This is a genomic window from Jatrophihabitans sp., assembly GCF_036000465.1.
Lineage (GTDB): Bacteria > Actinomycetota > Actinomycetes > Mycobacteriales > Jatrophihabitantaceae > Jatrophihabitans.
This window is the reverse complement of the sequence record NZ_DASYFV010000013.1, coordinates 144,781-166,792: the sequence shown is the minus strand read 5'-3', so window position 1 is coordinate 166,792 and position 22,012 is coordinate 144,781. Positions and strand designations below refer to the sequence as shown.

Genomic DNA, 22,012 nt, shown 5'->3' with positions numbered 1-22,012 from the left:
CGTGGGCGCTGTTCCGACTCTCACATCCGGTTTAGTGATCAGCGAATCGCCTGCGGCACAAGGGATTGCGGCTCGATCAGGGCCGACGGCTAGGCTGATACGGGGTGCCGGGAAGCCTGGTCGGCGATCGATCGGACCTGCCCGGAAGGAGACCGCGTGCACGACCTCGTGCCCTTCGCCGTCGTCACGCTGACGGTCGCCGCCGCCCTGCTCGTCGCCGTCGGCTCGAACCGCCTCGCCGAACGCATCCGCATCCCGGCCGCCGCGATCTTCCTGATCGTCGCCGCCGCCGCGTCCGACCTCGTCCCCCGTCTCGGCGACCTGTCCGTGGTCACCGATCAGCGCATCGTCACGATCGCACTGGTGGTGATCCTGTTCGACGGCGGCATGCACATCGGTTGGAGCCGCATGCGCCCGGCCGCCGGCGCCGTGGTCTGGCTCGGCGTGGCCGGCACGGTCGTCACCGCCGGGGCCCTCGCGCTCGGGGCGCACTACCTGTTCGGCTTCGACTGGCGCACCGGGCTGCTGATCGGCGCCGCGCTCGCGCCCACCGACCCGGCCGTCGTTTTCTCGGTGCTCGGCCGGCGCGAGATCTCCGGTCGCTCCGGCACCCTGCTCGAAGGCGAGTCCGGCGCGAACGACCCGGTGGGCATCGCGCTCATGGTCAGCCTGCTCGGCGCCACCGGTGGCGGTTGGAGCGCGGTCGGCAGCGGCGTCGGGCACTTCGCCCTCCAACTCGTCGTCGGCGGGGCGGTCGGCGTCGGCGGGGGCTGGGTCCTGCTGCAGCTCATGCGCCGCCTGCCGCTGCCCAGCGAGGCGCTCTACCCGGTGCAGACGGTCGCGTTCGCGCTGCTGCTCTACGGCGTCGCGACGGCGGCCGAGGGCTCGGGCTACCTCGCCGTGTTCGTGGCCGGCATCCTCGTCGGCGACAGCCGGGCCCCCTACAAGCGCGAGATCGAGCGCTTCGCCGGCGCCCTCGCCAGCATCGCCGAGATCGTCGCGTTCGTGGTGCTCGGGCTCTCGGTCGACCTGTCGTCGGTGTTGCACGACGGCCATCTCTGGACGGGACTCGGTCTCGCCGGGCTGCTCATCGTGGTCGTCCGCCCGCTGCTCGTGGGCGCGGTGCTGCTGCCGGTCCGGCTCGCCCGCAACGAGCGGTCGTTCGTCCTGTTCGCCGGATTGAAGGGCGCCGTGCCGATCCTGCTCGGCACCTACGTCCTCGCCGAGGGCACGAAGCACGCGGCCGAGATCTACGACGTCATCTTCGTCGTGGTGCTCGTGTCGGTCGTGCTGCAGGGCGGTCTGGTGCCCACCGTCGCCCGGCTGCTGAAGGTGCCGATGCGCATCGTCGAGCCCGAGCCCTGGGCCCTCGGCATGCGCTTCCGCGACGAGCCCGAGGGGCTGCACCGCTACGTCGTCGCCCCCGGATCGCCCGCCGACGGCTGCACGATCAGCGACCTCGACGTCGGCGAGAACTTCTGGGTGAGCATGGTCAGCCGGGCCGGCCGGCTCGTCCAGGTGCGGGGCGACACCCGCCTGGAAGCCGGGGACGAGGTACTCGCCCTGGCCGAGGACGACGAGCGTCCGGACCGCGTCTTCACCGCGTGAGGGCCGCACACCCTAGGCTCTGACAGATGCACATCGACTTCTCGCCGTCGCAGCGCACCAGCCTGGGCGTGGAGTGGGAGCTCGAGCTCATCGACCTCGACACCCGCCAGCTCACCGGCGCCTCCGACGCGCTGCTCGCCGAGATCTCCGAGAACGGCGACGGCGAGCATCCGAAGGCCAAGCACGAGCTGCTCCAGTCGTGCGTCGAGGTCATCACCGGTATCTGCCAGACGGTCGCCGAGGCGCGGGCCGACCTCGCGGGCACCGTCGCCGAGCTCGAGAAGATCGCGACCCCGCGGAACATCGGGCTGCTCTGCAGCGGCACGCACCCGATGACGGACTGGTCGACCCAGCGCGTCACCGACCTACCGCGCTACCACGCGCTCATCGAGCGCAACCAGTGGATGGCCCGGCAGCTGCAGATCTTCGGCGTGCACGTGCACTGCGGCATCCGCGCGCCCGAGAAGGCGATCCCGATCGTCAACGCCCTGCTCGGCTACCTGCCCCACTTCCTCTCGCTCTCGGCGTCCTCGCCGTACTGGATCGGCTCGGACACCGGGCTCGCGTCGTACCGCTCGAAGATCTTCGAGGCCCTGCCGACGGCGGGCCTGCCCTACCAGCTGTCCGGCTGGCACGCCTTCGAGAAGTACATGGACGCCCTGCTCTCCTCGCACGCGATCGAGTCGATCCGCGAGGTGTGGTGGGACATCCGTCCGCACCCGAACTTCGGCACCGTCGAGCTGCGCATCTGCGACGGCCTGCCCTCGCTGGACGAGATCGCCTGCGTCGCCGCGCTCGCGCAGTGCCTCGTCGAGCGCTTCGACCGCCAGCTCGACAACGGCTACCAGCTGCCCGACCCGCGCCCCTGGCTGGTGCGCGAGAACAAGTGGCGGGCCGCCCGCTACGGGCTCGACGCCGAGATCGTCATCGACAACTCCGGCACCGTCCAGCCGGTCAAAGACGCGATCAACGACCTCGTCGAGGACCTCCTGCCGATCGCGCGCCGCCTCGACTGCGTGCAGGAGCTCGAGATGATTCCGCGGCTCATGGAGCGGGGCGCGAGCTACCAGCGCCAGCGCGCCACCGCGGCCGCGAACGGGGGCGACCTCGTGCCGGTCGTCGACCTGCTGCTGGCCGAGATGCGGGACGGTCTGCACCTGTGAATGTCTTCAGCCCGGAGAGCATCGACGTCGTCGCGATCCGTCGCGATCTGCACGCGCACCCCGAGCTGGCCTTCGCCGAGCACCGCACGACCGAGGTCATCGTCGACCGGCTGCGGGCCTCGGGGCTCTCGCCCAAGGTGCTGCCGAGCGGCACCGGCGTGGTCTGCGACCTCGGCTCGGACGGTCCGATGATCGCGCTGCGGGCCGACATCGACGCGCTGCCGATCGCCGACCTCAAGGATGTGCCCTACCGCTCGACGGTCGAGGACCTGTGCCACGGGTGCGGTCACGACGCGCACACGGCGATCCTGCTCGGCGTCGCCCACGAACTGGCCCGCCAGCCGATCGACGGGCGGGTACGGCTGATCTTCCAGCCGGCCGAGGAGACGGTGCCCGGCGGGGCTTTCGCCGCCGTCGGTGACGGCGTGCTCGACGGCGTCGAGCAGATCTACGCGCTGCACTGCGACCCGCGCGTCGCCACCGGCCACGTCGGCGTGCGCGTCGGTGCCATCACGGCGGCCTGCGACCACATCGAGGTCACGCTCGCCGGGTCGGGCGGTCACACCGCCCGACCGCACCTCACCCAGGACCTCGTCTTCGCCGCGGGCCAGCTCATCACCGACCTGCCCGGCCTGCTGTCCCGCCGGGTCGACCCGAGGGCAGCGCTGTCGATGGTGTGGGGCTCGGTGCAGGCCGGCCGCGCCGCCAACGCCGTACCGATGTCCGGACGCCTGCGCGGCACGCTGCGCGTGTTCGACCGCGACGCCTGGGATTCCGCCGGTCCGCTCGTCAGCGCGCTCGTCGACCAGATCGTCGCGCCCTCCGGGGTGCGGGCGCACACCGAGTACACCAAGGGCGTGCCGCCGGTCATCAACGCCGTCGAGGCCGTCGCGGTGCAGCGGCAGGCGGTCGTCCACGCGCTCGGGCAGGACGCGCTCGTCGACACCGCGCAGAGCATGGGTGGCGAGGACTTCGCCTGGTACCTCGAAGAGATCCCCGGTGCCCTCGCGCGGCTCGGCGTGCGCAAGGCGGGCGCGCCGGCGTTCGACCTGCACCAGGGCACCTTCGACATCGACGAGGACGCGCTGATGCTGGGCGTGCGCTACAGCGTGGCGCTCGCGCACAGCGCGCTCGCCGACGCGCGGGCCGACGCCGAGGAGTAGCGGCTACTCGTACGGATCCTCGGGGGCGGAGATGTCGCGCACGGTGGTGGCCCTCAGCACCGGGTCCTCGCCCTCGACCGAACTCACCCGGCCGGTGACGGTCAACCACTGGTCGCGGGGCGGTGCCGAGCCGGAGAAGCCGATCACCTTCACCACGGCCGCGGCGGCATCGGCCGCGCAGCACGAGATCTGGTAGCGGGCGAGCCGGAACGACGTCGCGGTCGCGCCGTTGGCCACGAACCCGGTCAGCGAGATGACGGCGTTCCTCATCGAGGCGCCCGCGTGGTCGAAGCTGCGCTCGGTGTACTCCTGCAGCGTCATCGGGATCGGCTGGTCGCTCGGCGCCAGCGGGGGGAGGGAGCTGCGCCCCGCCGTCACCCGGATCGCCGTCGAGCGGTCGACGCCGAAGCTGCCGAGCGTCGGCGGTGCCACGAGCAGCAGCGCGACGACCGGCACGAGCAGCAGCCATCCGACGCCGATACCGTGGTCGTCGTCGTCGGCCGGCTCCGCGGGCGTCCGGATGCCGATCGCGATCGCCACGATGCCGAGCGCGAGCAGGGCGACGCCCGCGATCAGCAGCCACGGCCGCATGCTCGTCCGCACGTAGCGCTGGAACGAGCCGTCGACGGTGAGCCGCATCGTGAGCAGCCCGACCAGCGCGGTGAGGGTGCCCGCCGCCGGTTTCACAGCAGCCGGCTTCCGACGAGGGCGGCCGACGCGGTGGCGACGACGAGGGTGAGCGGGGCGAACCGGACCGCGAAGGCCCGGCTGAACGTGCCCGCCTGCAGCGCGATCAGCTTCACGTCGACCATCGGCCCGACCACCATGAACGCGAGCTGCGCGGTGGGCGAGAACTGCTTGAGGCTGGCCGCGATGAACGCGTCGGCCTCGGAACAGATCGCCATGATCACGGCGAGGGCGGCGAGCGCGACGACCGCGAGAATCCCGTTGCCGGCCACCGAGTCCAGCACCCGCCGCGGCACCACCGTCTGCAGCAGCGCCGCCGTCGCGGCGCCGATGATCAGGAAGCCGCCGGCGGTGAGGAAGTCGTGCTGGGCGGTCTGCAGGAACACCGACGGCTTGGAACCGGTGTGCGCGTGCGCGTTGCGGCGCGAGACGAGCAGCGAGTCGCGGCCGAGGCGGGCCCAGACCCAGCCGACGACGGACGCGGCGAGCAGGCTGGCGACGAAGCGGGCCAGCACCATCTCGGGACGTCCCGGGAACGCGACCGAGGTCGCCACCAGCACCACCGGGTTGATGGCGGGGGCCGACAGCAGGAAGCTCAGCGCCGCCGCGGGCGGGGCCCCGCGATCGACCAAACGGCGCGCGATGGGCACCGAGCCGCACTCGCAGCCGGGCAGGGCCGCCCCGACGACCGCGGCCACCGGCACGGCGAGTTCGGGCCGCTTGGGCAGCACGCGGGGCAGCAGGCCGGGCGGCACGAACGTCGCGATCGCGGCGCTCACGGTGATGCCGAGGGCGAGGAAGGGGACGGCCTGCAGGACGATCGCCACGAACACGGTGGCGAAGTTCGCGACGGCCGGGCGGGCGACCAGGTCATGGATGAGCGGGCGGGCGAGCGTGGCCACCACCACGACCGCCACGATGATCGCGATGCCGGCGTCGGCACGCCGTCGCGTCACCGTCGAGGTGCTCATAGGCGTACAACCTAACGACGCTCCGGATGCCTCTGGAACTGTGCCGCCTATCAGGCTACGTTCAGGTCCTGCATGCGGAATGTTCAGTTCGTGCCGACCTGGGTGGCCCTGGCCGGCGCGGACCCGGCCGCGACGAACGAGCAACCCTTGGGGGAGACATGCGTGATGCCCTGCGAGCCCGCGGCGTCCAGGCAGCCCTAGCGGCGACGGCGCTCGGCGTCGCCCTCGTGGCCCCGTTGGCGACGTCCACCACCCAGACGGCCGCGGCGGTGACCATCGCCGGCGCCCAGTCGCTGTCGGACAAGGTGGCGGTCACCTTCGCGCGGCCGACCGGCAAGACCACCCAGGTGCACCTGCTGGCCTACAACGACCTGCACGGCACCCTCGACCCGGCGAGCCAGACCCTCTACGGGTCCTTCGCCGGCGGCGCGGCCTACCTGGCCAAGGTGGTCAAGGACCGGCAGCGGACGTACGGCGCGAACGAGGCGACCATCTTCGCCGGCGACGGCATCGGGGCGAGCCAGCTCGCCAACAGCCTGTTCCACGAGGAGCCCTCGACCATCGTCTCGAACCTGATGCACGCCGACTTCGCGTCGGTGGGCAACCACGAGTTCGACAAGGGCCGCCAGGAGCTGCTGCGCATCCAGAACGGGGGCTGCTCGGCCGACGGCTGCACCGGCGCCCCCTACGCGCTGGCCAACGGCGGCACCAGCGCCACCTTCCCGGGCGCCGACTTCCAGTACCTGTCGGCCAACGTCGTCGTCGACTCGACCGGCAAGACCCTGTTCCCGGCCTACGGCATCAAGTCCTTCCCGACCGACCTCGGCAATCACAAGGTCAAGGTCGGCTTCATCGGTGAGGTCCTCAAGGACACGCCGTCGATCGTCACCCCGACGGGCGTCGCCGGGCTCACCTTCCAGGACGAGGCCGACGCCGCCAACCGCGCCGTCGCCGCCCTCGCCGCGAAGGGCGTGAAGGTCCCGGTGCTGGTCATCCACCAGGGTGGTTTCCAGAGCGGGCCTGCGACCCTGAACGGCTGCGCCGGCAACCTCGCCGGCAGTGACATCGAGAAGATCGTCCAGCGGCTCGACCCGTCGATCAAGGTGATCATCTCGGCCCACACGCACGCCGAGTACCGCTGCACGATCACGACCAACGGCGTCACCCGGCTCATCACCAGTGCATCGTCGTTCGGGCGCGTGCTGAGCGACATCGACCTCACCGTGCAGTCGACCAACGGCGAGCTCGTCAGCGCCGATGCCACCAACGTCCTGGTCAACAACGCGCAGAACAAGCCGGGCCCGGGGGTCACCCGCCAGCCCGACCCCTCGCTCGCGGACCCGGCGGTGCAGAAGGTCGTCGACCAGTACGTCGCCGCCTCGGCGCCGCTGGCCAACAAGGTGATCGGCTCGATCACGGCCGACCTCACCCGCACCCCCTCGCCGCTCGGCGAGACCACGATGGGTGACGTCATCGCCGACTCGCAGTACGAGGCCACCAAGGCCCCGACGCTGGGCGGCGCGGTCGCGGCGTTCATGAACATCGGCGGCGTGCGGGCCGACATGATCTACACGAACAGCGCGGGCGGCGAGGCGCCGGGCCAGATAACCTACGGCGAGGCGTTCACCGTCCAGCCGTTCGGCAACTCGCTGGTGACCAAGACGCTCACCGGGGCCCAGATCCGCAGCGTCCTCGAGCAGCAGTTCGTCGGCTGCGGCGGGCAGACCACGCAGCGGGTCATGCAGATCTCGGCCACGTTGAAGTACGAGTCCACCCCGGGTGCGGCGGCCTGTGCCGACCGGATCGGTCGGATCTGGATCTCCGGCGTGCTGGTCGACCCGGCCGCCTCCTACCGGGTCACCATGAACAACTTCATGGCCACCGGCGGGGACGGGTTCACCGTGTTCAACCAGGGCACCAACCCGCTCGGCGGGGCGCAGGACATCGACGCGCTGACCTCGTACTTCGCCTCGCACAGCCCGGTCGCGCCGCCGGCGCTCAACCGCATCGTCGCTCCGGGCGCCTAGACACGAACGACACCGCTCGCCGGGCTCCGGGCCCGGCGAGCGGTGTCGTGGTTCGAGGCGTCAGACCCCGGCGGTGCCGGCCCAGGTCGCGACGCGGTCGTTCTGGCGCAGCTGCGCCTGGGTGTCGAAGCCGAGCTCGTCCCACATCTGCCGCGACGTCGCCGCGTCCGAGGTGACCAGGCGCTCGATGAAGTTCTTCCAGTCGGGGTCGTCCATCCAGCTCGTCGCCTGCTCCCCCGGCTGGTCGCCGTGCAGCTGGGCGATGCCGAGCCCGGCCTGGTCGTCGTTGAAGGTGTGCCCCTGGTCGCACTGGTGGGCGTAGACGCCGTGGTGCTCGGTGCCGAGACGGCAGCGGCCGTTGCACTCGGCGCACGTCGCGTCGCACTGCTGCACGCCCTGCGGGGTGAAGTCGCCGGACACCCCCTTCCAGTCGCGCTGGTCGCCGGCGTTCGCGTCGAGCCACTCACCGGTGTTCTTGTCGAACACGTGCTGGCCCTCGTCCACGCCGAGCTCCGACCCGCCGGCGTCGTTGAGCATGATCGCGCTGCAGCAGCACCAGAAGATCGCAGTGGCATCGGTGTAGGTGTCCATGAGGTTCTGCAGGCTGTACTCACCGCCGTGGTGCAGCACCACGCCGTCGCCGGCGGTGAGGTCGTCGCTGGTCTCGTCGTCGCCCACGACGTAGTTGAGGCAGCCCGAGCCGGCGTCGACCTTGCGGCTGTACATGCCCTGGTTGACCAGTTCCATGAGGTCGGCCGCGTCCGCCGTCGCCAGCATGTCGGCCTCGCCGAGGGCGCCGCCCTTCTTGGCCATGCCCCACATGCTCTTCATGTTCTCGGTGAAGAAGTACACCGGGATGCGCGCGGCGGAGATCCAGTTGGCCTCTCCGCGCGATGCGAGTTCCTGCCGGTCCCATCCGCCGTGCCCGGCTACGGTGACCACGGTCATGTCGGCTCCTTTGCTCTGGGGAATGGCCGAAGCCAACCGACCCAGAACGCGCCCCGGCAACCGAAATCGGGAGGTGTGCCCCGAGGGGCAGCCGATACTGCCTACTCGCCCAGCGAGCGGCAGGGCCGGGCCCGCAGTTCGGCGACGTACTCGTCCGGCGCGCCGGCCTTCTCGGCGGCGTCGGACATCAGGCCGATGGCCCGCGCGGACGGCAGGCCGCCCTCGTAGCCGTTTAGGATGTAGACCCAGGCGAGGACGTCGTCGTCGAGCGTGGAGACGCGCAGCCGGATGCGGTCGTACAGGCCGGTGTCGGCGGCCTCCCACGTGTCCAGCAGCGCCAGGTCGGGCGGCGACATCTCGAACAGCGCCACGAACACCTGGCTGTCGGGGTCGGGGACGATCATCGGCAGGGCGCCGTCCCAGCCGTGTTCCTCGCCGCCGAACGTGAGCCGCCACCCGGGCAGCCAGCCGGTGCCGGCCGCGGGGGAGTGCGGACAGCGCTCGAGCATCTGCTCGGGATCCATGTTGGAGCCGTACGCCGCGTACAGCCCGCTCGACCCAGTCATTTCAGGGCAGCGTACTCAGCCCGAGAACAGCACGGGACAATGGACGCGTGACACGCATCGCGATCGTCGGCGGCGGCCCCGCCGGGTACGAATCCGCCCTCGTCGCGGCCCAGCTCGGCGCCGAGGTCACCGTCATCGACCGGGACGGTCTGGGCGGTGCCTGCGTGCTGACCGACTGCGTGCCCAGCAAGACCCTCATCGCCACCAGTGAGCGGGTCAGTGCGCTGCGCGACGCCCCGCAGGTGGGGGTCGGGACGGCCGGGGCCGACGTCGCCGTCGATCTCGCCACCGTCAACGGCCGCATCAAGGAACTTGCGCATCAGCAGTCGACCGACATCGCCGAGCGGCTCGCCCGCGAAGGCGTCACCGTGCTGCCCGGGCGGGGCCGGTTCAGCGCGATGCAGCCGCCCCGCACCCACCGGCTCGACGTCGTCGACCCCGCGGGAGACGTCGCGGGCACGGTCGAGGCCGACATCGTGCTGCTGGCCACCGGTGGCACCCCGCGCACGCTGCCGACCGCGGTGCCCGACGGCGAGCGGATCCTGTCCTGGCGCGACGTCTACGACCTCCACGAGATGCCGTCGCACCTCGTCGTCGTCGGGTCGGGCGTCACGGGCGCGGAGTTCGCGTCGGGCTACAGCGAGATCGGCGTGCCGGTCACGCTGGTGTCGAGCCGCGACCGCGTCCTGCCGGGCGAGGACCCCGACGCCGCCGACGTGATCGAGAACGTCTTCACCCGCCGCGGCGGCACGCTCATGAAGCGGGCCCGGGCCGCGTCGGTCTCGCGGACCGCCGGCGGCGTCGTGGTCGAGCTGGTCGACGGACGGCGGGTCACCGGCTCGCACGCGCTGATGTGCGTCGGTTCCGTCCCGGACGTCGACGGCCTCGGCCTCGAGCATGTCGGCGTCGCGCTCGACCAGCACGGCTACATCGCCGTCGACCGCGTCTCGCGCACGTCCGTGCCGTCGATCTACGCGGCGGGCGACTGCACCGGCGTGCTGCTGCTCGCCTCGGTCGCCGGCATGCAGGGCCGCATCGCCATGTGGCACGCGCTCGGTGAGGCGGTCGCGCCGCTGCGGCTCAAGACGGTGGCGGCCAATGTCTTCACCCATCCCGAGATCGCCACCGTCGGGATCGGCTACCAGGCGATCGCGTCGGGGGCGGTGCCGGCGCGGACGGTCATGCTGCCGCTCGCGACCAATGCCCGGGCCAAGATGCAGGGCCACCAGGACGGCTTCGTGAAGATGTACTGCCGCCCGGCCACCGGCGTGGTCATCGGCGGGGTGGTCGTCGCGCCCAACGCGTCCGAGCTGATCTTCCCGCTGACCCTCGCGGTGCACCGCGGCCTGACCGTCAACGATCTGGCGTCGACGATCGGCGTCTACCCGTCCCTGTCCGGTTCGGTGGCCGAGGCCGCCCGCCGGCTCATGCTGCACGACGACCTTGACTGACTCCATGACGAATGAGGCCCCGATTATGGCGATGCACGGCGACTACTCACCCGAGGCCCGGCACCGGGCCGGACGCACGGCCGACGCGGCGGCGGTGTTCGCCGAGCACGCCGAGATCATCGTGGCCGCTCTGCCCGATGTCCCCGACGGCCACGTGCTGGTCGCCGTGGTCGACATCGAGCACTCGTTCAACGGCACGCACCACGTGCTGCAGGAGGAGATCGTCGAGCGCGTACCCGAGCTCGAGGGCGACGGCGGCTGGGCCATGGTCTTCACCTCCGGCGCCGACGTCGAGGCGATCCGTCGCCGCGCCGACGAGATGGCCACGATCGCCCGCCGCCGCGCCGAGATGATCGACCGCATCACCCGCCGCCGCGGCGCCGCCCCCGAGTAGCCGCTCCCCTCTCGTCCGCCCCAGATCTGGACGGAGTTCTGGGGTCAGCCGGAGGGGAAGCGGTCTATTCGGCGTCCTTGATGTCGCAGATGACGCTGCCGGAGGTGACGACGGCGCCGACCTCGGCCTTGAGGTTGGTGATCGTGCCGGCCTTGTGCGCGTTGATGGGCTGCTCCATCTTCATCGCCTCGAGGACGACGATGGCCTGACCGGCCTCGACGGTGTCGCCCTCGGCCGCGGCGACCTTCACGATCGTGCCCTGCATCGGGGCGGTGAGCGAGTCGCCCGAGGCCGCGGCGCCGGACTTCTTGCCGCCGGAGCGCTTGGGCGCGGCCTTCCGGGCGCCCCCGCCGCCACCGCCGCCGCCGAACCCGGCCGGCAGCGACACCTCGAGCCGCTTGCCGCCGACCTCGACGACCACGGTCTCGCGCGGGAGCGCGTCGTCCTCGGCATCGGCGCCGCCGGCGAACGGCTCGATCCGGTTGTCGAACTCGGTCTCGATCCAGCGGGTGAAGATGGTGAACGGATCGGCGGTGAAGGCGTCGTCGCGCACGACCGCGCGGTGGAACGGCAGCGCGGTGGCCATGCCGTCGACGACGAACTCGTCGAGGGCGCGGCGGGCCCGGGCGAGGGCCTCGTCGCGGTTCTCGCCGTGCACGATGAGCTTGGCCAGCAGCGAGTCGAACGCGCCGCCGATGACCGACGTGCCGTCGATGCCCGAGTCGACGCGCACACCCGGCCCGCCCGGTTCGACGTAGGTGGTCACGGTGCCGGGCGCGGGCAGGAAGTTGCGGCCCGGGTCCTCGCCGTTGATGCGGAACTCGAAGGCGTGCCCGCGCGGTGTCGGGTCGACGTCGAAGCGCAGCTTCTCGCCCTCGGCGATGCGGAACTGCTCGCGGACGAGATCGATGCCGCTGGTCTCCTCGGTGACCGGGTGCTCGACCTGCAGGCGGGTGTTCACCTCGAGGAAGCTGATCACCCCGTCGTTGCCGACGAGGTACTCCACCGTGCCGGCGCCGTAGTAGTTCGCCTCGCGGCAGATCGCCTTGGCCGACGCGTGGATCGTCGCGCGCTGCTCGTCGGTGAGGAACGGCGCGGGCGCCTCCTCGACCAGCTTCTGGTTGCGGCGCTGCAGCGAGCAGTCGCGGGTGCCGACGACGATGACGTTGCCGTGCTGGTCGGCCAGCACCTGGGCCTCGACGTGGCGCGATCGGTCGAGGTAGCGCTCGACGAAGCACTCGCCGCGGCCGAAGGCGGAGGTGGCCTCGCGGACGGCCGACTCGTAGAGCTCGGCGACCTCCTTCATCTCGCGGGCGATCTTCATGCCGCGGCCGCCGCCGCCGTAGACGGCCTTGATGGCGATCGGCAGGCCGTGCTCCTCGGCGAAGGCGACGACCTCGTCGGCGTCCTTGACCGGGTCCTTCGTGCCGGCGACGAGCGGCGCGCCGGCCGCCTCGGCGATGTGCCGGGCCACCGCCTTGTCGCCGAGGTCGCGGATCGACTGCGGCGACGGGCCGATCCAGGTGAGCCCGGCGTCGATGACGGCCTGGGCGAAGTCGCCGTTCTCGGACAGGAAGCCGTAGCCCGGGTGGACGGCGTCGGCGCCCGACTTGTGGGCCGCCTCGATGACCTTCTCGATCACCAGGTACGAGTCGCCCGGGGTCGTGCCGCCGAGGGCGAAGGCCTCGTCGGCCATGCGCACGTGCAGTGCGTCGCGGTCGGGGTCGGCATAGACGGCGACGGAGGTGTACCCGGCGTCCCGACAGGCCCGGATGACCCGGACTGCGATCTCGCCCCGATTGGCGATGAGCACTTTCTGCACGAGCCAGCCTCCTGTGTAACGCCGCGGTCGCCGAAGAGCTCGGCGCGACCTACCGTCGGCCGAGATTACCGGGCGGTCAACTCAGGACGGACGGGATGTGGCCCCCGCCATGACCGGCTCAGCCGGCCGGGTGCCCTGCGGTCGCGGCTACTTCCACACCCGCACGTAGTCGACCCGCGTCGTGGCCGGCAACTGCGTCGCCGCGGTCAGCGCGTTGGTGGTGGAGCCGAGCGCCTGGGTGAGGGCGATGAAGAAGGGGTTGTCGAACGGCGCCGCCCCGGTGAGCCCGCTCGCGACGTAGTTGTCCACCAGGCAGGTCTGCCCGTCGAAGCTGATGGTCAGGTTGCCCGGCCTCCAGTCGAGGACGTACTCGTGGAAGGCGTGGACGTCGCTCACCATGCAGTTGGTGTTCGTGTCGATGTTCGTGCTTGTCGCCGGGTCGACCGTCGAAGGATCGAACCCGTAGTGCAGGAACGGGACGGCCCGGTCGGCGTACTGGCTGTACTCCTCGGCGATGTCCATCTCGCCCGACAACGGCCACGCGCCGTACGTCATGGTCTGGGGGTAGAGCCACAGCGACGACTGGAGCCCGGCCACGGTGGAGGCGGGGAAGGACGCCCGCACGGCGAACCGGCCGTAGGTCTGGGTGAACTTCCCCCACGTGGCGACGTTGCCGCCGGTGTAGGAGGTCGAGTAACTGCCCGCGGGCGCCTGGCAGGTCATCGGGGTGCTGAGCTTGCGCACGGTCAGGTTGAGATAGCCGCCGCTCACCGAGATGTTGTCGGGCGAGTCGACGTAGCAGACGCCACCCTCGCCGGTGCCGGCGTTCGCGGTGGTCACCGGGGTCCAGGCCGCGGAGTTGAGGCTCGTGCCGTTGAACTCGTCGTCGAACGAGCACACGTAGGTTCCGCCGCCCGGCTTGGCCGGGGTCAGGCCGCCGCAGGGGGCCGGCGCCGGGCTCGGCGCGCGCTTGGACGCGGTGTAGGCCGCGCCGGCCTCGGACCGCGCACGTGAGGTGGCCGCGGCCCGGGCCGCGGCGACGGCGCTCGCCTGGGCGTTCTGGCGGGCGTCGACGAAGGCGCGACGGGCGGCGGTGGCCTGGGCCCGCGCGGTGGCCCGGTGAAGGGCGACGCTCTCGGCCATCCAGCGGGCCCGGGCGATCGCGAGGGAGGCCCGGGGCGCCCGGGCGGCCGCCCACGCACCCGCCGTCCCCCAGGCCCCGGCCGTCGAGGCGGCCGACCGGGCGGCGGTCGCGCGCGACGAGGCCGTGAACCCGGCGACGGTGACGGTCGCCGACTCCGTGACCGAGACAGTGGCCCGAGCGGTCGCGCGGACGAACACGGTCATGTGCGCGGTGGCCGAGCGGGTCGAGCCGAGGGTGGCGGCCCCCGCGCCGCCGGCCAGTGCAGTGGAGAGCGTCATGACGACAACGAGGAAGACGGCAGCCGGGACCGCGGCGGTTCGGCGGGGCAGGGCGCGCATCAGGGGTCCGTTCGTTCTGACACGGACGCCGGCTGCCCAAGGCTGTCGTCAGTGTCGTGCGAATTCCCCGCTGCGGTCTGCAGACAGCAGCCACCCTGGCATCAAGTGCGTACGCAGAGTGTGTGCTCCCAGAACGACTTTACCTAAATCTAACATCATCGGGCAAGCGCCGGGTTCAGGGAGTGAGCTCGTCCAGCCGGCGCCGGCAGAGGGCGGCGACCTCGGTCACCTCGGTCAGGGTCCGGGCCAGGTCGGCCTCGCGCCGCCGCAGGTCGGCGGCGATCTCGTCGAGCCGGCCGAGCAGGGTCGTCAGCTGGCGCTGCTCGGAGCTCTCGGCGCCGTCGTACATGTCGACGATCTCGCGGCACTCGGCCAGGCTCATGCCGAGGCGCCGCCCGCGCAGGATGAGGCGCATCCGGGCGCGGTCCCGCGGGCGGTAGCGGCGGTTCGTCCCGGCCCGCTCGGGGGTCAGCAGCCCTTCGGCCTCGTAGAAGCGCAGCGTGCGGGTGGTGACGCCGAGGTCCTGCGCCAGTTCGCCGACCGTCCATGTGCGCTTTTCCGCCTCGGCCGCCATGGGCGCTATCGTGGCTTTACGTTCACGTCAACGTCAAGTACCGCCGGGAGCCACCGACCATGACCTTCGAGCTGTCCTCCGACCACGAGACCTTCCGCAAGGTGGTGCGCGACTTCGCCGAGCGCGAGGTCGCCCCGCACGTCGCCCAGTGGGATCGGGACCACCACCTGCCGCTCGAGGTCGTGCGCGCCATGGGTGACCTCGGCCTGTTCGGCCTCGTCGTCCCCGAGGAGTACGGCGGCAGCGCCGGTGACTTCACGTCGCTCTGCGTCGCCATCGAGGAGCTCGGCCGCGTCGACCAGTCGATCGGCATCACCCTCGAGGCCGGCGTCGGCCTGGGTATCAACCCGATCCTCACCTACGGCACCGACGAGCAGAAGCACACGTGGCTGCCCGATCTCGTCGCCGGCCGCGCGCTGGCCGGCTTCGGCCTCACCGAGCCCGAGGCGGGCTCGGACGCAGGGGCCACCAAGACCCGGGCCGTCCTCGCCGACGGCACCTGGACGATCAACGGCGCCAAGGCCTTCATCACCAACTCCGGCACCGACATGACCTCGTGCGTCACCGTCACCGCGAAGACCGGTGACAACGAGATCTCCTCGATCATCGTGCCGTCGGGCACCGAGGGGTTCGTCGTCGAGCCGGCCTACGACAAGCTCGGCTGGCACATCTCCGACACCCACGGCCTCACCTTCGACGACTGCCGGGTGCCGGAGGAGAACCTGCTCGGACGCCGCGGCGACGGCTTCCGCCAGTTCCTCGCCGTGCTGGACGACGGCCGGATCGCCATCGCCGCCCTCGCCGTCGGCCTGGCCCAGGGCTGCCTCGACCTGTCGGTGAAGTACTCGAAGGAGCGGCACACCTTCGGCTCGCCCATCGGTGCGCGGCAGGGTGTGGCGTTCGCGTTGAGCGACCTCGCGGTGTCGGTCGAGGCCGCCCGCCTGCTCACCTACAAGGCGGCCTGGCTCAAGGACGCCGGGCGCCCCGCGGCGCAGCTCAAGCAGGCCGCCTCCATCGCCAAGCTGTATGCCACCGAGGCCGCCGTGACCGCGACCCGCATCGCCACCCAGGTGTTCGGCGGCAACGGCTTCATGGAGGAGTTCCCGGTGGCCCGCTTCTACCGCGACGCCAAGATCCTCGAGATCGGCGAGGGCACCTCCGAGGTGCAGCGCATGCTCATCGCGCGTGGCCTGGGTCTGCCCGTCCAGTGACGAGGTATCAGCCACGCCGCGTCCTGCTCCTCTCGCCATGTGGTCACCGGTCGAGGGGGTACTCCGGTCATGAGCTGGGCCGATCACAGCCGCCGCCGCGCCGCCGTCGAGTCGGTGCTGGTGCATGCCGGGAGCAATCCGGCCGGGGGACTGCCCTTCGACGTGCTGCCCGAGGTGCCGGCCGCCTTCTCCTCGCGCCGCGAACTGATGCTGGCGCTGCAGTACGACTGGTCGCAGGCCCTCTGGGCCAGGATCGAGCTGCTCTCGCTCGACCCGAGGAGCGCGCCGAAGGACGCCGCCCAGCTCGCCCGCACGGCGTGGGTCGACACGGCGCGCCGGCACCCGGTGCTGCGCCGGTTGCTGGACGAGCACCGCGACGACCTCGGACTCGCCGCGAATCGCGAGCGCGACCGGATGGTCACCGCGCCGCTCGGGCTCACCTGCGAGGAGAAGGCGGACCGCACGCCGTACGTGGCGTGACGCCCGGCCGCCCTCTCTGTCAGGGTGGCGTCATGGGAGTCGGGCGATGAAGGACAAGGAGCTGCGCGCGGCGCGGGAGGCGACTCTCGCGCCGCCCGAGCGTGCCGCGGCGAAGCTGGCCTCGCAGAACAAGCTCTACGTGCGGGACCGCATCGCGCTGCTCGTCGACGAGGGCACCTTCGTCGAGGACGGGCAGCTGGCGAACGCGCAGTCGGTCGGGCTGCCCGCCGACGGCGTGGTCACCGGGCAGGGCCTGGTCGACGGCCGGCCGGCGCTCATCGTCGCCAACGACCCGACGGTCAAGGCCGGCTCGTGGGGCGCCCGCACCGTCGAGAAGATGATCCGGATCACCGAGCGCGCGCTCGTCGAGGAGCTGCCGATCTTCTGGCTCATCGACTCCGCCGGCGGTCGCATCACCGACCAGGTCGCGCTGTTCCCCGGCCGCCGCGGCGCCGGGCGCATCTTCCACAACCAGGTGGCGCTCTCGGGCAAGGTGCCGCAGATCTGCTGCCTGTTCGGGCCGTCCGCCGCGGGCGGGGCGTACATCCCGTCGTTCTGCGACATCGTGATCATGGTCGAGGGCAACGCCTCGATGTACCTCGGCTCGCCCCGCATGGCCGAGATGGTCGTCGGCGAGAAGGTGACCCTCGACGAGATGGGCGGCGCGCGCATGCACGCCACCGTCTCCGGCTGCGGTGACAACCTCGCGGTCGACGACGCGGACGCGATCGAGCAGGCCCGCCTCTTCTTCAGCTACCTGCCGACGTGCTGGCGCGAGCAGCCGCCCGAGATGGAGGCGGAGGCACCGGCCGCCGAGCTGACCGACGACTGCGTGCCGGTCGAGGAGTCGGTGCCGTTCGACGTCCACGAGGTCATCGACGGTCTCGTCGACGCCGACTCGTTCTTCGAGATCAAGCCGCTGTTCGCGGCCGAGGTCGTCATCGGCTTCGGACGCATGGACGGCCGGCCGGTCGGCATCGTCGCCAACAACTCGGCGGTCAAGGGCGGCGTGTTGTTCGTCGACTCGGCCGACAAGTCCGCGCGCTTCATCACCCTGTGCGACGCGTTCAACGTCCCGCTGCTCTACCTGGCCGACGTGCCCGGCTTCATGATCGGCAGCGAGGTCGAGAGGCAGGGCATCATCCGGCACGGCGCCAAGATGGTGAGCGCGGTGTCCGAGGCGACGGTGCCGCAGATCTCGGTCATCGTCCGCAAGGCCTACGGCGCCGGGCTGTACGCGATGGCCGGCCCCGGCTTCGGTCCGGACATCTGCATCGCGCTGCCCACCGCGAAGATCGCGATCATGGGTCCGCAGGCCGCGGTCAACGCCGTGTACGCGAACAAGATCGCGGCCATCGACGACCCCGAGGAGCAGAACGCTTTCGTGGTCGAGAAGCGGGCCGAGTACGAGAAGGACGTCGACCTGCTGCGCCTCGCGTCCGACCTCGTGCTGGACGTCATCATCGAGCCCTCCGAGCTGCGCTCCGAGCTGCTGCGCCGCTACTCGGTGCTGGTCGGCAAGTCCCGCCACTTCGCCACGAAGCGGCACGGCGTCCCGCCGGTATGAGCGACGACGTGCGGGTGCGGGGCGGTGCGACGGCCGAGGAGTTGGCCGTCGTGCTGGCCCTCGTGCGCCGGCCGCGCGAGGCGCGCCCCGACGCGTTCGCCCGCTGGCGCGCCACCCGGCTGGCCGCACTCCGTGATGCGCGGGGCGGGCGCTGAGCCGGATCGACGCGCGCGCTGCGCGGACGCCGCCGGCCTCTCGGCAGGTGTGACGCCTTCCGGTGGTGCAGAATCGGGCAGTGACCCAGACGGCCCCGCAGCGCGCCTCGGCGCGGCCGCAACCGGTCGAGGTCGCGCTGGTGGCGGGCAACCTGCCCTTCGTCATCCGCACGTTCCTGGGCATGTCGGTGCTGGGCATCGGCGCGAACGTCTTCGGTGTGGTGGTCGTCGCCCTCGTCGTTGCGGCGATGAACGCGACGGCCAACCGGCACCAGCTCACGGTGATCCTCGCGACGACCGGCGGCGTCGTCCTGCTCTCGGTCCTCGTCGGCGTGACGGCCGGCGTGCTGGTACAGCGCCGCACGCTGCGCTGGCTGTTGCGCGGGGAGAGCCCCTCGACCGCCGATGCCCGGCGCGCGCTGCGGATGCCGCGGGACATGTCGGTCATCGCGGCCGTCCTGTGGTTCACCGGCGGCATCGTCATCAGCGCGGTGGCCGGCGCGGTCGGTGAAGACGCCACGACCACCATCGGCATCGCCGGCGGCATCGTCATCGCCGGGCTCAGCTCGGCCGGCATCACCTACCTGCTGATCCGCCGCGTGTCCGGCCCGATCGCCCGCCTCGCCCTGGCGTCCTGCCCGCCCGAGACCGCGCCGGTGCTCGGCGTGCGCTGGCAGCTGCTGTTGAACTGGCTGCTGACCAGCGCGGCGCCGGTGCTCGGGCTCGTGCTGATCCTCACCGCCCCCAGCGGCAAGAGCCACATCGTCGGCGCCAGCATCGTGGTGGCCGTCGTCGCCCTCGTACTCGGCGGGGCGTCGACGGCGCTGGCCGCGCGGGCCATCGGGGAACCGCTGCGCGGCATGGTCGACGTGCTGCACCGGGTCGGCGCCGGCGATCTCGACATCATCGTCCCGATCGAGGACGCGGGCGAGATCGGCCTCGTCCAGGCCGGGTTCAACGACATGGTCGCCGGGTTGCGGGAACGTGACCGGGTCACCGACCTCTTCGGCCGCCATGTGGGCTCGTCGGTCGCGCAGGTGGCGCTGCGCAGCGGGGTCACCCTCTCGGGCGAGCTGCGCGACGTCGTCGCCGTGTTCGTCGACATCACCGACTCGATGCGACGCACCCGCGACACGGACCCGGTCGAGTTCGTCGGCATGCTGAACCGCTTCTACGAGATCGTGGTCGACGAGGTCGAGGGTGCGGGCGGCCTGCTGAACAAGTTCGAGGGCGACGCCGCGCTGTGCGTGTTCGGCGCCCCGGTCGAGCTCATCGACGCCGCGGCCGCCGCCCTCGGTGCGGCCCGGCGCATTCGCGACCGCGTGTTCGCGATGGGCGAGGTGGAGGTCGGTGTCGGTGTCGCCGCCGGCCCGGTCGTCGCCGGCCAGGTCGGTACCCGCAGCCGGCTCGAGTACACCGTCATCGGTGACGCCGTGAACGAGGCGGCCCGGCTGACCGCGCTGTCGAAGGAGATGCGCCAGCACCTGCTGGCCAGCGCGGATGTGATCGAGCGGCTCACCGGCAGCGAGGGTGAGCACTGGCTGCCCGTCGGCAGCGTCGTGCTGAAGGGCCGCGACGTGCCGACCGACATCTGGACTGCCTGACTCCGGAGGCGGCTGCGTCCGGAAATGCATTACGCCGCATACAGAAGTGGTCGAGCGCGGTGACCGGCTACCGGGCCGGGTACCCCAAGTCCACGAGCTGGTGGCCGAGCTCGTGCAGCATGCGGCGCAGCGCGGGGAGCGAGACGCCGACGACCGTGTGCGGGTCGCCGTCGACGCGGTCGATGAACCAGCCGCCGAGCCCGTCGATGGTGAACGCGCCGGCGACGGACTCGGGCTCGCCGCTCGCGCAGTAGCGCTCGATCTCGGCGTCGCTCGCGTCGGCGAAGTGCACGACGGTCGCGGCCGTGTGGCCGGTGCTCGTGCCCGCACCGGTGTCGATGAGGCGGTGGCCGGTGTGCAGGACGCCGCTTCGCCCGCGCAGGCGCCGCCACCGCTCGACCGCGGCCTGCGCCGTACCCGGCTTGCCGACCGGCTCGCCGTCCAGCTCCAGCAGCGAGTCGCAGCCGAGGACGAGGGCTGCGCCCGCGATCGTGGTGGCCACCGCCTGGGCCTTGAGGTCGGCGAGCCGGCCGACCAGCTCGCCGGTAGTGGGAGCCGTCACGCCGTCCTCGTCGACGCCGCTGACGATGACCTCGGGGTCGAGCCCGGCGCGGCGCAGCGTGGTAAGCCGGGCCGGTGAGGCTGACGCCAGGACGAACCTCACAGGCCGAGGGACTTCGAGACGACGCTCTTCATGATCTCGGTCGTGCCGCCGTAGATGCGGGTGATGCGCGCGTCGGCGTAACGCCGCGAGATCGCGTACTCGGCCATGTAGCCGTAGCCGCCGTGCAGCTGCAGGCACTTGTCGATCACCCGGGCCTGCATCTCGGTCGTCCACCACTTGGCCTTGGACGCGTCCGCGGCGGAGAGCTTCGCGACCGACAGCCGGTCGACGCAGCGGTCGACGAACGCCTCGGCGATGTCGATCTCGGTGGCCAGTTCGGCCAGGACGAACTTCGTGTTCTGGAAGGAGCCGATCGTGGTGCCGAACGCCTTGCGGTCCTTGACGTAGGCCAGCGTCTCGTCGAAGGCGCCGCGGGCCTCGCCGACCGCGCTGATCGCGATCGAGATGCGCTCCTGCGGCAGCTTGTCGGTCAGGTAGCTGAAGCCCGCGCCCTCCTCGCCGAGCAGGTTGGCGGCCGGGACGCGGACGTCGGTGAAGGAGAGCTCGGCGGTGTCCTGCGAGTGCATGCCGAGCTTGTCGAGGTTGCGCCCGCGCTCGAAGCCGTCCATGCCGCGTTCGAGGATGAGCAGGGAGATGCCCTTATGACGGTCCTCGCCGGTGCGCACCGCGGTGATGACGAGGTCGGCGTTGATGCCGTTGGTGATGAAGGTCTTGCTGCCGTTGACGAGGTAGCTGTCGCCGTCGCGCTTGGCGCTCGTGCGGATGCCCGACAGATCCGACCCGGCGCCGGGCTCGGTCATCGCCACCGCGGTGATCAGCTCGCCCGAGGCGATGCCGGGCAGCCAGCGCTGCTTCTGCTCGTCGGTGCAGATGGTCAGGAAGTAGGGCAGGCAGATGTCGTTGTGCAGCGAGATGCCCAGACCCGAACCGGTGATGCCGGCGGCCGCGATCTGCTCGTCCAGGATCTGGTTGAACCGGAAGTCGTCGACGCCGCCGCCGCCGAACTGCTCGGGGACGGCCATGCCCAGGAAGCCACCCCGGCCGGCCTCCTGGAAGACCTCGCGCGGCGTGATGCCGGCGCCCTCCCAGTCGAGGTAGTGGGGGGCGATCACCTTGTCGGTGAAGGCGCGGAAGGCCTCGCCGAAGGCCAGGTGGTCGGCGTCGTAGTGCATGCGGTCCATGGGCTCACTCTAGGAGCGGCTCAGGCCGCGAGCACCCGCGGACCGGGTCAGAACGGGCGATCGGGGCCGTGCACGAGCCGCCAGTCGAGCAGGGCGTTCATCCGGTCGGTCCAGTTCTGCAGGCGGGCGGCGTCGCCGCGGGCCCGGGAGCGGTGGATCCAGTACATCGCTTCGCAGAGTTCGAGGTCCGACCAACGCGGGATCCGCGTCGGCACGACCCGCGTCGTACTCGCGCGTTCGGCGGTTTTGGTCAGCATGGCCTCCCTTTCGGCGGCCCGCGCGCCGACTTGAAGGGGATTTCGGACTTTCTTCCGCCGGTACGGGTGACCCTGA

General features: G+C 71.5%; 21 protein-coding genes. 11 read left to right on the top strand and 10 right to left on the bottom strand.

Annotated elements, in window-relative coordinates:
- The first annotated feature begins 156 nt into the window (after window positions 1-156).
- Genes VGN18_RS05190 through VGN18_RS05180 form a run of 3 tightly spaced genes read left to right on the top strand, consistent with a single transcriptional unit; the run spans window position 157 to window position 3,934 of the window.
- Entirely contained in the window at window positions 157-1,608 is a 1,452-nt protein-coding gene (locus tag VGN18_RS05190; protein ID WP_327538585.1) for a potassium/proton antiporter, read from the top strand.
- A gap of 26 nt (window positions 1,609-1,634) precedes the next feature.
- Window positions 1,635-2,771 (top strand): glutamate--cysteine ligase, encoded by a 1,137-nt coding sequence (locus VGN18_RS05185; protein ID WP_327538584.1) that lies wholly within the window; start codon window positions 1,635-1,637, stop codon window positions 2,769-2,771.
- Complete coding sequence (locus VGN18_RS05180) at window positions 2,768-3,934, top strand: amidohydrolase (RefSeq protein WP_327538583.1); 1,167 nt, start codon at window positions 2,768-2,770, stop codon at window positions 3,932-3,934. Before VGN18_RS05185 ends, VGN18_RS05180 begins: the two co-directional genes overlap by 4 nt.
- Before the next feature lie 3 nt (window positions 3,935-3,937).
- On the opposite strand, the gene VGN18_RS05175 is transcribed toward VGN18_RS05180, so the two are convergent.
- Window positions 3,938-4,621 carry a TIGR03943 family putative permease subunit gene (locus VGN18_RS05175; protein ID WP_327538582.1) on the bottom strand — a complete coding sequence of 228 codons (684 nt, stop codon included), beginning with the start codon at window positions 4,619-4,621 and terminating at the stop codon, window positions 3,938-3,940.
- A complete protein-coding gene (locus VGN18_RS05170; protein ID WP_327538581.1) occupies window positions 4,618-5,592 on the bottom strand; it encodes a permease in 975 nt (324 codons plus the stop codon). Before VGN18_RS05170 ends, VGN18_RS05175 begins: the two co-directional genes overlap by 4 nt.
- A 158-nt stretch (window positions 5,593-5,750) precedes the next feature.
- On the opposite strand from VGN18_RS05170, the gene VGN18_RS05165 reads away from it, so the two are divergent.
- Complete coding sequence (locus tag VGN18_RS05165) at window positions 5,751-7,619, top strand: bifunctional metallophosphatase/5'-nucleotidase (RefSeq protein ID WP_327538580.1); 1,869 nt, start codon at window positions 5,751-5,753, stop codon at window positions 7,617-7,619.
- Between the two features lie 60 nt (window positions 7,620-7,679).
- Here the strand turns inward: VGN18_RS05165 and VGN18_RS05160 are convergent, their stop codons facing one another.
- A complete protein-coding gene (locus VGN18_RS05160; RefSeq protein ID WP_327538579.1) occupies window positions 7,680-8,567 on the bottom strand; it encodes a hypothetical protein in 888 nt (295 codons plus the stop codon).
- Between the two features lie 101 nt (window positions 8,568-8,668).
- Window positions 8,669-9,133 carry a gamma-glutamylcyclotransferase family protein gene (locus tag VGN18_RS05155; protein ID WP_327538578.1) on the bottom strand — a complete coding sequence of 155 codons (465 nt, stop codon included), beginning with the start codon at window positions 9,131-9,133 and terminating at the stop codon, window positions 8,669-8,671.
- 47 nt (window positions 9,134-9,180) lie between these two features.
- Here VGN18_RS05155 and VGN18_RS05150 point away from each other — a divergent pair, with 47 nt between their 5' ends.
- Window positions 9,181-10,584, top strand: coding sequence for an NAD(P)H-quinone dehydrogenase (locus VGN18_RS05150; RefSeq protein ID WP_327538577.1), 1,404 nt, complete (start codon window positions 9,181-9,183; stop codon window positions 10,582-10,584).
- Between the two features lie 4 nt (window positions 10,585-10,588).
- On the top strand, window positions 10,589-10,978 hold the full coding sequence (locus tag VGN18_RS05145) for a hypothetical protein (protein ID WP_327538576.1): 390 nt from the start codon (window positions 10,589-10,591) through the stop codon (window positions 10,976-10,978).
- Window positions 10,979-11,042: 64 nt separating this feature from the next.
- On the opposite strand, the gene VGN18_RS05140 is transcribed toward VGN18_RS05145, so the two are convergent.
- The 3 genes from VGN18_RS05140 to VGN18_RS05130 all read right to left on the bottom strand — a co-directional run bounded on the left by VGN18_RS05140 (window position 11,043) and on the right by VGN18_RS05130 (window position 14,856).
- Window positions 11,043-12,800, bottom strand: coding sequence for an acetyl/propionyl/methylcrotonyl-CoA carboxylase subunit alpha (locus VGN18_RS05140; RefSeq protein WP_327538575.1), 1,758 nt, complete (start codon window positions 12,798-12,800; stop codon window positions 11,043-11,045).
- Between the two features lie 147 nt (window positions 12,801-12,947).
- Window positions 12,948-14,282: a glycoside hydrolase family 16 protein gene (locus tag VGN18_RS05135; protein ID WP_327538574.1), complete on the bottom strand. Its 1,335-nt coding sequence runs from the start codon at window positions 14,280-14,282 to the stop codon at window positions 12,948-12,950.
- Between the two features lie 175 nt (window positions 14,283-14,457).
- Window positions 14,458-14,856 (bottom strand): MerR family transcriptional regulator, encoded by a 399-nt coding sequence (locus VGN18_RS05130; RefSeq protein ID WP_327538573.1) that lies wholly within the window; start codon window positions 14,854-14,856, stop codon window positions 14,458-14,460.
- Between the two features lie 59 nt (window positions 14,857-14,915).
- Here VGN18_RS05130 and VGN18_RS05125 point away from each other — a divergent pair, with 59 nt between their 5' ends.
- From VGN18_RS05125 to VGN18_RS05105, 5 genes are all read left to right on the top strand, one after another.
- On the top strand, window positions 14,916-16,067 hold the full coding sequence (locus VGN18_RS05125) for an acyl-CoA dehydrogenase family protein (protein WP_327538572.1): 1,152 nt from the start codon (window positions 14,916-14,918) through the stop codon (window positions 16,065-16,067).
- Between the two features lie 69 nt (window positions 16,068-16,136).
- Complete coding sequence (locus tag VGN18_RS05120) at window positions 16,137-16,547, top strand: hypothetical protein (protein WP_327538571.1); 411 nt, start codon at window positions 16,137-16,139, stop codon at window positions 16,545-16,547.
- Between the two features lie 46 nt (window positions 16,548-16,593).
- The gene (locus VGN18_RS05115) at window positions 16,594-18,114 is read left to right on the top strand and encodes an acyl-CoA carboxylase subunit beta (RefSeq protein WP_327538570.1); all 1,521 of its coding nucleotides are present in this window, start codon (window positions 16,594-16,596) and stop codon (window positions 18,112-18,114) included.
- Window positions 18,111-18,269: a hypothetical protein gene (locus VGN18_RS05110; RefSeq protein ID WP_327538569.1), complete on the top strand. Its 159-nt coding sequence runs from the start codon at window positions 18,111-18,113 to the stop codon at window positions 18,267-18,269. Before VGN18_RS05115 ends, VGN18_RS05110 begins: the two co-directional genes overlap by 4 nt.
- An 80-nt stretch (window positions 18,270-18,349) precedes the next feature.
- Entirely contained in the window at window positions 18,350-19,873 is a 1,524-nt protein-coding gene (locus tag VGN18_RS05105; RefSeq protein WP_327538568.1) for an adenylate/guanylate cyclase domain-containing protein, read from the top strand.
- Between the two features lie 67 nt (window positions 19,874-19,940).
- On the opposite strand, the gene VGN18_RS05100 is transcribed toward VGN18_RS05105, so the two are convergent.
- From VGN18_RS05100 to VGN18_RS05090, 3 genes are read right to left on the bottom strand one after another with little or no spacing between them, the layout of a single operon-like run.
- Window positions 19,941-20,537 (bottom strand): Maf family protein, encoded by a 597-nt coding sequence (locus tag VGN18_RS05100; protein ID WP_327538567.1) that lies wholly within the window; start codon window positions 20,535-20,537, stop codon window positions 19,941-19,943.
- A complete protein-coding gene (locus VGN18_RS05095; RefSeq protein WP_327538566.1) occupies window positions 20,534-21,679 on the bottom strand; it encodes an acyl-CoA dehydrogenase family protein in 1,146 nt (381 codons plus the stop codon). The genes VGN18_RS05100 and VGN18_RS05095 overlap by 4 nt, the downstream gene beginning before the upstream one ends.
- Before the next feature lie 47 nt (window positions 21,680-21,726).
- Window positions 21,727-21,936 carry a hypothetical protein gene (locus VGN18_RS05090; protein WP_327538565.1) on the bottom strand — a complete coding sequence of 70 codons (210 nt, stop codon included), beginning with the start codon at window positions 21,934-21,936 and terminating at the stop codon, window positions 21,727-21,729.
- Window positions 21,937-22,012 lie beyond the last annotated feature (76 nt).